The sequence below is a fragment of the Pustulibacterium marinum genome (assembly GCF_900116665.1).
Classification (GTDB): Bacteria; Bacteroidota; Bacteroidia; order Flavobacteriales; family Flavobacteriaceae; genus Pustulibacterium; species Pustulibacterium marinum.
Genome location: NZ_FPBK01000007.1, coordinates 43,721 through 57,691 on the forward strand (window position 1 = coordinate 43,721; position 13,971 = coordinate 57,691).

Annotated in this window: 14 protein-coding genes; 9 read left to right on the forward strand and 5 right to left on the reverse strand. The window is 34.3% G+C overall.

What is annotated here, in order from left to right:
- Positions 1 to 10 precede the first annotated feature (10 nt).
- The 8 genes from BM383_RS10620 to BM383_RS10655 all read left to right on the forward strand — a co-directional run bounded on the left by BM383_RS10620 (position 11) and on the right by BM383_RS10655 (position 6,610).
- Positions 11 to 817 carry a M48 family metallopeptidase gene (locus BM383_RS10620; RefSeq protein ID WP_093025116.1) on the forward strand — a complete coding sequence of 269 codons (807 nt, stop codon included), beginning with the start codon at positions 11 to 13 and terminating at the stop codon, positions 815 to 817.
- A gap of 98 nt (positions 818 to 915) precedes the next feature.
- Positions 916 to 1,185, forward strand: a complete 270-nt coding sequence (locus tag BM383_RS10625) for a TIGR03643 family protein (protein ID WP_093025117.1) — start codon at positions 916 to 918, stop codon at positions 1,183 to 1,185.
- A complete protein-coding gene (locus BM383_RS10630) occupies positions 1,182 to 1,862 on the forward strand; it encodes an SDR family NAD(P)-dependent oxidoreductase (RefSeq protein WP_093025118.1) in 681 nt (226 codons plus the stop codon). The genes BM383_RS10625 and BM383_RS10630 overlap by 4 nt, the downstream gene beginning before the upstream one ends.
- Positions 1,863 to 1,967: 105 nt before the next feature.
- Complete coding sequence (locus BM383_RS10635; RefSeq protein WP_093025119.1) at positions 1,968 to 3,287, forward strand: MFS transporter; 1,320 nt, start codon at positions 1,968 to 1,970, stop codon at positions 3,285 to 3,287.
- A gap of 62 nt (positions 3,288 to 3,349) precedes the next feature.
- Positions 3,350 to 4,018 (forward strand): hypothetical protein, encoded by a 669-nt coding sequence (locus tag BM383_RS10640; RefSeq protein WP_093025120.1) that lies wholly within the window; start codon positions 3,350 to 3,352, stop codon positions 4,016 to 4,018.
- A gap of 150 nt (positions 4,019 to 4,168) precedes the next feature.
- Positions 4,169 to 4,867: a hypothetical protein gene (locus BM383_RS10645; protein ID WP_093025121.1), complete on the forward strand. Its 699-nt coding sequence runs from the start codon at positions 4,169 to 4,171 to the stop codon at positions 4,865 to 4,867.
- A gap of 146 nt (positions 4,868 to 5,013) precedes the next feature.
- Positions 5,014 to 5,547, forward strand: coding sequence for a DUF6252 family protein (locus tag BM383_RS10650; RefSeq protein WP_093025122.1), 534 nt, complete (start codon positions 5,014 to 5,016; stop codon positions 5,545 to 5,547).
- A 25-nt stretch (positions 5,548 to 5,572) separates the two neighbouring features.
- A complete protein-coding gene (locus BM383_RS10655) occupies positions 5,573 to 6,610 on the forward strand; it encodes a hypothetical protein (RefSeq protein WP_093025123.1) in 1,038 nt (345 codons plus the stop codon).
- Positions 6,611 to 6,717: 107 nt separating this feature from the next.
- On the opposite strand, the gene BM383_RS10660 is transcribed toward BM383_RS10655, so the two are convergent.
- From BM383_RS10660 to BM383_RS10675, 4 genes are read right to left on the reverse strand one after another with little or no spacing between them, the layout of a single operon-like run.
- The gene (locus BM383_RS10660) at positions 6,718 to 7,443 is read right to left on the reverse strand and encodes a head GIN domain-containing protein (RefSeq protein ID WP_093025124.1); all 726 of its coding nucleotides are present in this window, start codon (positions 7,441 to 7,443) and stop codon (positions 6,718 to 6,720) included.
- 40 nt (positions 7,444 to 7,483) lie between these two features.
- Positions 7,484 to 8,539 carry a DUF4097 family beta strand repeat-containing protein gene (locus tag BM383_RS10665; protein WP_245766571.1) on the reverse strand — a complete coding sequence of 352 codons (1,056 nt, stop codon included), beginning with the start codon at positions 8,537 to 8,539 and terminating at the stop codon, positions 7,484 to 7,486.
- A 13-nt stretch (positions 8,540 to 8,552) separates the two neighbouring features.
- Positions 8,553 to 9,119, reverse strand: a complete 567-nt coding sequence (locus BM383_RS10670) for a hypothetical protein (RefSeq protein WP_093025126.1) — start codon at positions 9,117 to 9,119, stop codon at positions 8,553 to 8,555.
- Positions 9,110 to 9,667 carry an RNA polymerase sigma factor gene (locus tag BM383_RS10675; RefSeq protein ID WP_093025127.1) on the reverse strand — a complete coding sequence of 186 codons (558 nt, stop codon included), beginning with the start codon at positions 9,665 to 9,667 and terminating at the stop codon, positions 9,110 to 9,112. Before BM383_RS10675 ends, BM383_RS10670 begins: the two co-directional genes overlap by 10 nt.
- 249 nt (positions 9,668 to 9,916) lie before the next feature.
- On the opposite strand from BM383_RS10675, the gene lon reads away from it, so the two are divergent.
- The gene (gene lon, locus BM383_RS10680; RefSeq protein WP_093025128.1) at positions 9,917 to 12,367 is read left to right on the forward strand and encodes an endopeptidase La; all 2,451 of its coding nucleotides are present in this window, start codon (positions 9,917 to 9,919) and stop codon (positions 12,365 to 12,367) included.
- 59 nt (positions 12,368 to 12,426) lie between these two features.
- Here lon and BM383_RS10685 read toward each other — a convergent pair whose 3' ends face one another.
- Positions 12,427 to 13,962, reverse strand: coding sequence for a S41 family peptidase (locus BM383_RS10685; protein ID WP_093025129.1), 1,536 nt, complete (start codon positions 13,960 to 13,962; stop codon positions 12,427 to 12,429).
- Between the last annotated feature and the right edge of the window lie 9 nt (positions 13,963 to 13,971).

Genomic DNA, 13,971 nt, shown 5'->3' on the forward strand with positions numbered 1-13,971 from the left:
ACTTACCAGAATGAAAAAGATATTTTTACTAGGAACATTGGCTTTCTTTGTGTTCTCTTGTAAAACAAATCCGTTTACAGGACAGAATACATTAAATTTTTATCCGAATAGTCAAATATTCCCTACAGCATTTGCTCAGTATGATGAATTTCTGAATGAAAACAAAGTAATTAAAGGAACATCAGATGCACAAATGATTCAAAACGTAGGGCAGAAAATCGCGTTGGCAGCTGATAAGTGGTTAACGGCGAATGGTCATCCTAATTATTTGGATGATTATGAGTGGGAGTACAATTTAGTACAAGACGAAACGGTAAATGCTTGGTGTATGCCAGGCGGAAAAATAGTTTTCTATAGTGGAATTTTACCCATAGCACAAGATGAAACAGGTATCGCTGTGGTAATGGGACACGAAGTGGCACACGCCTTAGCAGATCATGGAGCACAAAGAATGAGTGCTTCTACGATTCAGCAGGTAGGAGCTGTTGCCGGAAATGTGGCTATAGAAGACGAGAAAACATTAAGCCTTTTCAATACAGCTTATGCTGCCGGTACACAAGTTGGAGTAATGCTTCCGTTTAGTAGAAAGCATGAAACCGAAGCCGATAAAATTGGATTACAATTAATGGCAATTGCTGGTTATAATCCTGATGAAGCTGCAGAATTATGGAAACGTATGAGTGCAAATGGCAGTAGTAGTACTCCAGAATTTTTAAGTACGCACCCATCAAACGAAACCAGAATAGCTAATTTAACTCAGTGGGCACCAGAAGCGAAAGCTGAAGCTCAAAAGTTTGGAGTGACCTCGTTTAAATAATTAATTATAAAGTTCGTTAAAAAGCATGTCATCATTGGCATGCTTTTTTTGTATTCAATAGTATTTTGTTTAAATTTATTTTAAAAAAATTAAACAAAATGAATAACGAAAGAAAAATAGATAGAATTATAGAAATGGCTTGGGAAGACAGAACGCCCTTTGATGCCATTAAATTTCAGTTTGGATATTCAGAAGCTGATGTCATCAAATTAATGCGTACCGAACTAAAGCCTTCTTCTTTCAAGCTTTGGAGAAAACGGGTACAAGGAAGAGCAACCAAACATTTAAAGAAACGAAATTTTGAATCAGGTAGATTTAAATGCTCTAGGCAAAAAAATATTTCAAACAATAAAATAGCTAAACGATGAGAAAAATTTTGGTTATTGGTGGAAGTCGTGGTATAGGAAAAGCGGTAGTAGAGGGTTTAGTAAAAGATCATGAGGTAATAAGTTTTAGCAGAACCGAAGGTAATTTACCCGAAAGTGTTCAGCAATATGAATTAGATATTTTGAAGGATGAATTACCAGATATCGAATCATTGGATGGTTTGGTGTATTGTCCTGGAAGTATCAATTTAAAACCTATAGCGTCTTTAAAAATTACCGATTTTCGAGAAGATTTCGAAATCAATGTTATAGGAATTGTTCGTTGTATTCAAAAGTATACGAAGATCTTAAAGAAAGGAAATAACCCTTCCGTGGTTTGTTTTAGCACTGTTGCCACACAACTAGGAATGCCATACCATGCAAGTATCGCTGCCTCAAAAGCTGCAGTAGAAGGTTTGGTAAAAACCTTGGCTGCTGAGTTTGCTCCTTTAATTCGCGTAAACGCTGTGGCCCCAACCGTCACAAAAACTGATTTGGCAGAAAGATTGTTCAGAAGTGATAGTATGAAGGAAAAATTGAAAGAGAGACATCCGTTACAGAATTATTTACAGCCTGAGGACGTTGCTTCTGTAGTTCACTTTTTATTATCAAACGCCAGCAAAAGTATTACAGGGTCTATTTTACCGGTGGACAACGGGATTGTTTCTGTAAAATTATAGACTCAATTTTTTAATTGATTGCCTAAAAATAATATTGGGGAACTTAGTAAATGAAAAATAAATTGTTAATTTCAATTTTCAAACTAACTATTTACTAGCAAACCAATGAACAATCAACTAGCAAAAGGAAGCAAAAAATTGCTGAATGCCTGGGCATTTTATGACTGGGCAAATTCAGTATACAGTTTGGTAATCGCTTCTGCCGTTTTTCCTATTTTCTATGGTGGATTATTTACCGAATTTGGAAGTAATTATATTTCTTTCTTTGGTTTCACCGTGAAAAATTCTGCGTTGATCAGTTTTGTAACGGCTTTTGCTTTTTTGGTTGTAGCTATTATTTCTCCTTTACTTTCCGGAATCGCTGATTATGTGGGAAACAAAAAGTTCTTCATGAAGTTTTTTTGCTACATGGGAGCTTTAGCGTGTATTGGCTTGTATTGGTTTAGTTTAGACAGATTGTACATAAGTCTACTCCTATATTTTTTAGGATTGATAGGTTTCTGGGGAAGTTTGGTGTTTTATAATTCATATCTGCCAGATGTTGCTTTTCCTGAGCAACAAGATAAAATCAGTGCCAAAGGATATTCATTGGGGTATATCGGAAGTGTATTCCTGTTAGTTTTCAACTTAGCAATGGTAATGTATCCCGAAATGTTTGGTATTGTTGCCGAGACCAGTGGTAAAGCAGCCATGACAGCAATGCGCTATTCTTTTATTTCTGTAGGCGTTTGGTGGATAGCTTTTAGCCAATATACTTATTACTATTTGCCAAAAGGAAATCATGAGCGGCCAAAAGTAACCAAAGATGTATTACTGAATGGTTATAAAGAACTGAATAAAGTTTGGCAGAAACTATCCGAAAATATAAAATTAAAGCGCTATTTGGTCAGTTTCTTTGTCTACAGTATGGCCGTACAAACGGTAATGCTCGTAGCTACTTATTTTGGCGAGCAAGAAATAGCTTGGGGTTCGGACGATCAAAAACAAATGGGATTAATCATAAGTATTTTAATGATTCAGATTGTTGCAGTACTTGGAGCATTTTTAACCTCAAGAGTTTCCGCTAAGTTTGGAAATATTCCAACGTTAATTACCATAAATATTATTTGGACAGTGATTTGTGTTGTTGCTTATTTTGTAACACTACCCATCCATTTTTATGTTACAGCCGGTTTTGTAGGTTTGGTAATGGGAGGTATTCAATCATTATCGAGATCTACGTATTCAAAATTTTTACCGGAAACCAAAGACACCACATCTTTCTTTAGTTTCTATGATGTTGCGGAGAAAATAGGTATTGTTATAGGTATGGCGTTATATGGCGTAATTGACCAGATTACCGGTTCTATGAGAAATTCGGTATTGTTTTTAGTTGTTTTCTTTGTGGCTGGTGTATTGTTGATGCTTAGGATTCCTAAGAAATAAATTACGTTAAAGAATAAAAATGATTGTATTCGTAGCCAACTAATCAAAGCATATATCTATAAATGAAAAACAATTTTTTAAAATCGTTCGCATTATTGTTTGTTTTCGCAGCAGCAACTACTTCTTGTACAAGTGATGACGGTGAATCAATAAATGAAGGAGAAAGTACAGGAAATTATTTACCATTAGAAGTTAATAATGAATGGAACTATTCAGATGGGACGAACATCCTGTTATCTGATGAAGAAGAACATGATGGTCACATGTATTATATGTACTCTGCTGTAGATGATACATATGGAATTGAAGCTTCGCAAGGTTTTAGAAAGTCTGGCGCCACTTATTATATGTATACAGATGATTTAGAGATTAATTACGCAGGAGGTTCTATTACCACAGAAGGGTTCGAATTTGCAGTTCTTAAGGATGATCTTGAGGTAGGAGAAAGTATTACCACGGATATTTCATATGAATCGGAAACTACCATCCCTGACTATGGAACCACTAGTGTTACCGTAAATGCTACATATACCAGTACCATTGTTGAATTTCTTGACACATTAACAGTAAATGGAGAAGAATATACTGATGTAATAAAAGTTAAGCTATTATTGTCATTCAACGGAGAAAATTCTTCTACTTATTATTACTTTGGAAATAATGTGGGAGTTCTAAAATGGGATTCTGAATTAGGAGTTTCATCAAATTTAACGAGTTATTCATTGTATTAAAGACTCCCTTCTTGGTTAAACTATAGAATATTAGAATATTCACAAAAATGCGCTATCTATCTGGATGGCGCTTTTTTGTGAATTTTATGTACAAAATTTCACTTTTAAATAATAAGTGGTATTTTCCGAGAAAAATAAACCCATTTTACTATGAAAAAGAAAACATATTATTTACTTGCATTTGTGTGCGTCTTCAGCTTTATAAGTTGTAGTGATGATGATGACACTACTATAGACGAAGGAGAATCAACAGGAGATTACTTTCCATTAGCCAGTAATAACAATTGGGATATGGAAGACGAAAGTGGAAATGAGCAATCATTAACGTTATCAAGTACCGAGGAATTCAATGGTAATACTTATTATATGACGGATGCTTCTGTATTATCTGCAGCTACTGGCAGTGATATTGCAACAGCAGAAATGGGATTTCGTAAATCTGGTGCTACGTATTATAGCTACATAAAAGAATCTGAAATCGATTATTATGGATATTCATTCTCAAATGAACCATTTGAATATATGTATTTTCAAGACGATATGGAAGTAGGAGAAACTATGGAGAATGATATCAGTGTTTCTACTACCGGAGACACTCCAGTGGGTGAAACTACGCTATCTATAAATTTGTCTATTATAACAACTATGGAGCAGAAAGATGTAGCTCTTACAGTTAACGGTACTGCCTATGAAAATGTAATTGTATTACGTACCGATGCAACAGCTTCTCTTGCGGGCGAAGAGTTACAATCTATAACTACCTATGCATATTTTGCCGATCAAATAGGTGTGATTAAAACAGAAAGTTCTTCAAATACTTACGAATTGATAAGTTATCAACTTTATTAAAAACAGGCTTAATAACTGTAAAAAACCACTAAAATAACTAGTGGTTTTTCTTTTTTTAATAATAATTTAACTTCCTCTCAAAATTACTTTCAGGTACAAATAATTCCTTTATATTTGTGTTTTTGCAAAACAAACCAAACATGCTAATGAAAAACTTTACTAAAGTATCCTTTATTTTCGTGCTACTAGTTTCCTTATTTTCCTGTAGTGAAGAAGATATTGAATTAACACCATGGCCTGCAGATGCAGATCCTGTTTTTAGTGCAAATGTAGATGGTAGTGCCTTTGCGCAAGATTCTACAGGAGTAGATGCTTATGCTTACACCACTGAAATTGAGTATGATTTTAATGATGAAGATAACAATGTTATTGAAGAAGGCACCTATGATGCTATTAGAATTTTAGCAGCAAACGGTAGCAATAGTATCGCATTGGTATTTCCATCAGAAACGGTAGAAGGAACATATTCTATATCTAGTACACAAGGTTATTTTCTTGCAAATTATTTGATGAATACAGGTGAAGAATCAGCTACTAATAGAGCTAATTCCGGTTTAATTACCATTACATTACACAATCAAGATGCGAATTACGTAGAAGGATATTTTGATTTTGAAACCTCGGAACACCACATATCCGATGGAGTTTTCAAAACCTTTTATGCAGTAAGCGAAGAATAACCCAACACAACAATCAATACAGCACATGAAAATAAATTACAAATCTATACTGTATATTACGGTTTTGGCTGCATTAACCTATGCATGTGATAACGAACCCGTAGATTTAGGAGAAGAGATACCAGATGTTGTAGTAGGTACGCCAAATACAACTGATACTGATGGAGACGGATTATCGGATATTGCAGAAAACAAATTATCTGATCAAGATACTGATGGTGATGGAATTCCAGATTATTTGGATGAAGACGACGATAATGACGGAGTTTTAACAGCAGATGAAAATCCTGATACTAATGGAAACAAAGTTCCAGACGATGCGTTGGATACTGATGGTGATGGAATACCAAATTATTTAGATGCAGATGATGATGGAGATGGAATACCAACCCAGAATGAAGCTCCTCTAGCTTTACAGGATTCTGACGAAGATGGCGTTTTAGATTATTTAGATGATGATGATGACGGTGATGGAGTTCCTACGCTTGTAGAAAATGGAGTTACCTTACAGAATTCTGATAACGACGGGACACCAGATTATTTAGATACTGATGATGATAATGACGGTGTGCTAACTATCTATGAAGGTTATGAGGATGAATTGGATACCGATGAAGATGGAATTCTTAATTATTTAGATGATGATGATGACGGAGACGGCAAAACCACTGAATTTGAAGAGTCTGATCCAGATGGAGATGGTAATCCAAGTGATGCTGTAGATTCAGATGGAGACGGCACTCCAGATTATTTAGATATTTACAATTTTGATCTTTCAGCATGTGATGCAGGTGATGATCCTGAAAATCCACAAGAGATAGATAATTTTGCTTATTTTGATTTAACTGGATATACGGATGTAGTTACGGGTGGAGATGAGTCTATTACAGTTTCTTACCATGCTACAGAGAATGGAGCATATTTTAACAATCAGGTATTAAGTTCTCCATATCAAAATACAACACAATTAGAAGATGTTGTTTATATTCGTATTGCTGATGCAACAACAGGATCTTTGATAAAAATAGAAGAACTATATTTATTTGTTGTAAGTTGTGATTAATCACAACATTTAGTAAGCTGCTAATTCAATTTCTATAAATGTAAAACGGCCTCTAATCTCTTTGAGATAGAGGCCGTTTTTATTTGTTGAGGGATGTGGTTTTAAATTTAGTAGGAGGAGGAGATGTCTCCTGAACCTGTTGTTGAAAAATCTCGGGTGATAGGATTTCCAACGTACATAATATCACCAGATCCTGTGATAGAAGCTTTTAAATTGTTAGAACAATTAACTTTAATATCTCCAGATCCCGAAACATGAACATCAGCATCTTTGGTTTCAAGATCATTGGCAATAATATCACCAGATCCTGTAACACGTCCTTCAAAAAAATCGGTAGTTCCTGTAAGTTGCAAGTCTCCAGAACCAGTTACCGAAGCTTCTGTAGACTTTGCGTTTATAGGTAGAATAATATCACCAGAACCCGTTATAAGTGTTTTAAAGTCTTTGGATTCTAATGTAGTTTGCGATTTAATACTTCCAGATCCTGTTAGCGAAACTTCATATATACTCGTTACTGGAACCGTAATTTTCACTCCTTTATTGGAGCTAATATTTGTTCCGTTTTTGGTATAAATGTTTAGGCTATTTCCATTCACTTCAGTAATAATATACTGTAATAAATTTTCTTCAGCATTTATAGTAATCGTTCCTTCATCTCCGGATATCAGGGTTACATCGAAGGAAGATGATAAAGAAATTTCATCATAGGAACCAGTTTTCCTAGTTTCTGAAATAATGTTTCCGTTACCTCTTACGCTATTCCAGGGCGTACTGCATTGTACATTTAAAAAGCAAATAGTCGCAAGGCTCAAATAAGTAAAGAAAGATTTCATAATATTCGGTTTTTGATTGATTTAATTTTTTCGGTTACTATTATAGTTTCGTTAGATTCACACCTCCATAATCACTTCTGATATAGATGGTTTTTCCAGTATTTTGATATTTATAGTATCCTTGATATTTATGAGAAGTGTAGTCAGAATCTTTTAACGTGAAGTTTAAGTCTTCTTTTCCTGTGAGTCCGGCATAATCTAAGCTGATATCAAAGTTAAACGCAAAATCTGGATGATATCCCATACTGATTCCTGTATAGCTAGATCTTATTTCAACGCCTTCAGTTTTAACGCTAAGTTCTCTAATTTTAATGGATCCATAATCAGATCTAATGGATACTTTACCGTAAACGCTATCAATTCGTAAGGAAAGGTAGTCTCCATTTCCACTAAAATTCATAACATCTCCAACTGTTAAGCTACCATAATCACAATTGTATTCTACCTTGTCTGCTTTTTCAATTTTGGTTTTTGTATAATCAGCATTTAAGTAGAGATTCTTAGTTTTTTCTATAGTTAGATCGCTGTAATCAGCATTGATATTTCCGTCTTTAAAAATTCCAATGTGAGAATCTGTTGTATAATCACAGTTAAGCTCATTGTTACTTCCCCAAAGTTCTCCAATTTCTAGTTTTCCGTAATCACAACTGATTTTGGCTTTTCCGTTTAACTTATTTAAATAAATTCCTCCGTAATCATTGCTTAAATCAACTTGATTATTCACAGGAAGTTTTATAACGTAGTTAACTTCAACATTTACATTGTTGTTTTTCCAACCCCAACTCCAACCGTTTTCGTCAAAAATAGTTTTGGCACTGACCAAATTTTCATTTGCATCAAAAATAATATTGATATCGTTTAACTTGTCTATTACTTTTTGCTCGTTATTACCATTGGTTTTTATATGAACTTCTATAGCTGTTTTATTCTCATTCCAGCTGGTAATATTTAAATTTCCATAAGAGTTATTTATTTTCAAAAGAGCGCTGGACGAAACCATAAATTCTCTTTTGATGGTTTTCTCTTTGGTGTATTTACCGTTGAAATTTTTCTCTTTTGGAGTGCTTGCAAATGATATTTGGATAAATGCAAGCATAATAAATGATATTTTAAATAGTGTTTTCATGGGTTTCTGTGTTAAGGGTTTTCACTTCGTCTATGGTGTTCAAAACATTTTGTAATAATTCTATGCGCATTTGAAAGTTTGTAATCATCGCATAGATCAATTTTTTGTTTTCACCATCTTCAATTAATTCTTCTTCTAGTTTGTTGTAATCTTTTTCCAGTTTATCTAGCTGAATCATCGCATCTGAAATGATCTTTTTGGTTAAAGGAGATGATTTTTCCTTGTCCAGTTTTTCAAGTTCAGTATTGATGATGCTGGCAAAATATGTTTGCGCTTTTACTACTTCTGGAGATAGCGTTGCCACTTCGCTGTTTTGCTGTTCAAGGGTAAATAGCCCGGCAGAAATAAGTATTACTACAGATGCTGCAACCATCCACCATTTTTGTACGAAAGATTTTTTGGTCTTTGGTTTTAAAACAATGGATTCTTGTTTTTTCTCTTGTAAACGTTCGGCAAAATTTTGTGCATGATGTTGAGAAGGAAGTTCAGTATCAAAACTACCTTGTAAATCATCAAACAATTTGTCAATAGTATCTTTTTCTAAACGCATTGTGCTTCTAGTTTTTTTCTTAAACTCTCTTTTGCTCTTGAAATGGTAGTTCTGCAATTGGCTGCAGAAATATCCATAATAGCGCAAATCTCTTCATAATCATATCCTTCAATCAAGAATAAGGTCAAAGCAATTCTGTAATTGTCTTTAAGCGTTTTCATGATTTCCAATACTTTTTGAGCCTTCATATTGGTAAATTCATAATCGGCAGCAATACCATCATTAGCTTCAACCTTATATAAAACATCATCTATCGTTACCGATTCGTATTTGTTGTTTTTCCTGTAATGTTGAATACTGTTGTTTACTACAATTCGTTTTAACCAAGCACCAAAAGCAACCTCTCCTCTAAAAGAATCTAGTTTGGTAAATGCACTCAAAAAAGACTCTTGCATTACATCTTCGGCTTCAAAAGGATCTTTTACAATTCGCAAAGCTGTGTTATACATGGCTTTAAAATACAAGTTGTAAACTTCCAACTGCGCAGCTTGGTTTCCTTTTTTGCACAAAGTGATGAGTTGCTCAATATGTTGGTTAGTGTGGCTCAAAAAGTTATTCTTTGTAATAGAGATGAAGTTAGAAAGATTTTGTTACAGTTTCTTAAAACTTTTTTATTATGTATCTTGTTTTTATTTTGAAAGAGAAAAAACCTGTGGCATATTAATTGACCATAATACAAGCGCAACAACCACAAGGTAAATGTATTTGTGTTGATTTACAGTTTGTTGTAGCAATAATCGAATGTTGATAATCAAAGTTGCATGCATAGTGAATGACATGTTGACTTAGTAAAAACTATGAAGAAATTGAAAATTGGAAATTTTGACAATTTGTCATTACAAGGCATAGATGAAGATTCAGAGTTAATACCGTTAATGACTCCAGAAGATGAGGAGGAAATACAACGTGAAGAACTGCCGGAATCTTTACCCATATTACCGCTTAGAAATACCGTATTATTTCCAGGAGTAGTAATTCCTATTTCTGCTGGAAGAGATACTTCTATAAAATTGATTAACGATGCAAATGCTGGAGGAAAAGTAATTGGTGTTGTTTCTCAAAAAGATGAGAATGTAGAAGTACCTGAATTAGAAGATATAAATACAATTGGTACGGTAGCAAGAATATTACGCGTTTTAAAAATGCCCGATGGTAATGTAACCGTAATTATTCAAGGGAAAAAGCGTTTTGAGATCAATGAAATTATTCAAAACGAACCGTATTTAAAAGCGACTATCAAAGAGGTTCCTCAAGAGAAGCCAGATGAAGGTGATAGCGAGTTTACGGCCATCATAGATTCTATCAAAGAATTGTCATTACAAATTATTAAGGACAGTCCAAACATTCCTACCGAAGCAAGTTTTGCTATTAAGAATATAGAAAGTAATTCATTCTTGATCAACTTTGTGTCTTCTAACATGAATTTAAATGTAGAAGAAAAGCAGGAATTACTAGAGATTCATAATTTGAAAGAACGTGCATTGGCTACGTTGAAATTTATGAATGTGGAAGTTCAGAAATTGAATTTACGTAATGATATTCAATCAAAAGTTCGTCATGATCTTGATCAGCAGCAGCGCGAATATTTCTTGCATCAACAAATGAAAACCATTCAAGAAGAATTGGGCGGTGTTTCTTATGAAGCAGAAATTGAAGAAATGCGCGAGCGTGCAAAATCTAAAAAATGGGACGATAAAGTAAAAGAGCATTTTGAAAAGGAACTTTCAAAAATGCAACGCATGAATCCTCAAGTGGCGGAGTATTCTATTCAGCGTAATTATCTAGACTTATTTTTAGATTTACCTTGGAACAAATTCTCAATAGACAAATTTGATCTTAAAAGAGCTCAAAAAGTTCTAGATACAGACCATTATGGGTTGGAAGACGTTAAACGAAGAATCATAGAATACCTTGCAGTGTTGAAACTTCGTAATGATATGAAATCTCCAATTCTATGTTTGTACGGACCTCCTGGAGTTGGTAAAACTTCTTTAGGAAGATCTATTGCCAAAGCTTTAGGTAGAGAATATGTACGTATTTCATTGGGTGGTTTGCGTGACGAAGCAGAAATTCGTGGTCACCGTAAAACTTATATTGGAGCAATGCCTGGTAGAATTATTCAATCTTTAAAGAAAGCTGGAACATCTAATCCTGTTTTTGTTTTGGATGAGATTGATAAACTATCAGTAGGTCATAACGGCGATCCGTCTTCTGCAATGTTGGAAGTCCTAGATCCGGAACAAAATAGTGAGTTTTACGACAACTTTTTGGAAATGGGGTATGACCTTTCCAAAGTGATGTTTGTGGCTACTTCCAATAGTTTGAACACAATTCAACCAGCGTTGAGAGATCGTATGGAAATCATCAACGTTACTGGATATACTATTGAAGAAAAAGTAGAAATAGCAAAGCGTCATTTATTGCCTAAACAATTAGAAGAACATGGCTTAACCAAAGATCATTTGAAAATTGGTAAGCGAGAACTTGAAAAAATTGTAGAAGGATATACAAGAGAATCCGGTGTTCGTGGTTTAGAAAAGCAAATTGCCAAAATGGTACGTTATGCTGCCAAATCTGTAGCATTGGAGGAGGAGTATAATGTAAAAGTGACTGTAGAAGATGTAGAAAAAGTTTTAGGACCTGCTAGACTAGAACGTGATAAGTATGAAAACAATGATGTTGCCGGAGTTGTTACAGGTTTAGCTTGGACGCGTGTAGGTGGTGATATTTTATTTATAGAATCAATTCTTTCAAAAGGAAAAGGTACTATGAGCATTACAGGGAATTTAGGAACTGTAATGAAAGAATCGGCTACCATTGCATTGCAGTACATAAAATCAAATGCTGAAGAATTAGGTATAAATCCTGAAATTTTTGATAAATACAATGTACATATTCACGTTCCGGAAGGAGCGACACCAAAAGATGGTCCAAGTGCGGGTATCACTATGTTAACATCGTTAGTTTCTTTATTCTCTCAACGTAAAGTGAAGAAAAGCTTAGCTATGACGGGAGAAATCACTCTTAGAGGAAAAGTTTTACCAGTTGGAGGAATAAAAGAAAAAATATTGGCAGCAAAAAGAGCTCGTATTAAAGAAATCATTCTGTGTGAAGATAACCGAAAAGATATTGAGGAAATTAAAGCCGATTATCTAAAAGGTCTTACCTTCCATTTTGTTCGTGAAATGAGTGAAGTAATAGAAATAGCAGTTACAAATCAAAAAGTAAAGAACGCAAAGAAATTGTAACAAATCATATATAAAAAAATCCCGATCAGAAATGATCGGGATTTTTTTATGTTCCATATTTAATTATCAAAATCTATAGCAGGAATATATGTAGACGGATTTTCCAACTCTATATAAGCGGTATTAAAAGCTCTTATTTTTGATTTACTGTTGCTGAATTCTTTTACTGGAATGATGATGAGTTCTGTGGTTGATCTTCTAGCGGCATCTCCTGTTATTTGAGCAATAGCTTCGGCCAACAAGGGTTCAGAACTATCGCCTAAAGTTCCCATATTAGTAAGATCTTCTAATTGATAAGTGTCAGGCTCTAAGCCTGTATCTGCATATTCATAGAAACCATCTGCGTTTTCATTTCTACCTACTAATGGTTGCATTGCATAACTATTATTAGGATTTATTTGATCTTCTCTACTAGAACTGTAAACGTAAGAATTATTAGGATCGTCCACTAGCGTTATAGAAAATTCATTTTTACCTCTCGTATAATCACCTATTTGATAGACCTGAATATACGGATCGAGTGCGTTAATAACCAATTCACTAGCGGAAGCCGTTGAACCTGTAGTTAAGAAGTAAACACTTGATAAACCCAGTGTATTTAAAGAATTTCCATCAGAATTCGTATCTGTAAAATATCTGCTTATTTGTTCGTCAGATAACTGATCTTGTATTTTATCATTCCATCGTTGTTTTAAATAAAGTTCTCCGGTAAATTGGCCCGTTATCATGCTCGACATTAATTTAGAAGTATTAACGCTTCCACCGCTATTATATCTCAAATCAATCACTAAATCTGTTACACCGGCTGCTTGAAGCTCACCAAATGCTTGATTTAGTTCAGTATCAAAATTAGCAGTAAAAGCATTGTATATAAGATAACCAATTGTATGTCCGCCGATTTCAAAAGTAGTTGTAAGGTAAACGGGATTTTCGGTATAAGCTTCTTCATTAAGTAGTACAGAAACACCATTTTCTTCTATAGCAGCTCTTGGAGGGTTATAATCTGTAACAGATGCTTCATCCACAATTTCAGCCATATTTAAAGTATAGGAGGTGGCGTCACTAGATAAAAGGTCTGCATAATTATCTAAGGTTATCTGAGTTCCGTTTACTCCTGTAAATATATCTCCACGTTGAATATTTTTCCCATCGGCATCAGAACCAGGCATGATGTATTTGACAAAACCAAATACTTCCTCGTTATCGGAAAATTGAGCTAAACCATATTCTACACCATTTGTAGTATAGGTTCCTCCCAATGAGTTTACTAATTCAGTATAATCAGATGTGATATAACTAAATCTGTCAATGGCGCTAGAGGATCCGTATATTACAGAATGTTGATTACAAATATTGTAAAACAGACTGGAAGGTGAGTCAAACGAAGTAATAAAGTTGTTATATTCTGTGTTGGAAGAAAACCTATCGTCTGCAAGATCTGCAACATCTGCTTGCCAAAAATACCAAAAGTTCATTCCTTTCCATATAAAATCTTCCACTTCAGCAGAGGAAGTGTAGGTAGAAATGTTATCATCTCTATCATCACAAGATAGTACTAGTGCAGCTATTGCGAGGAAACAAATTATTTTTTTCATGAAATATGA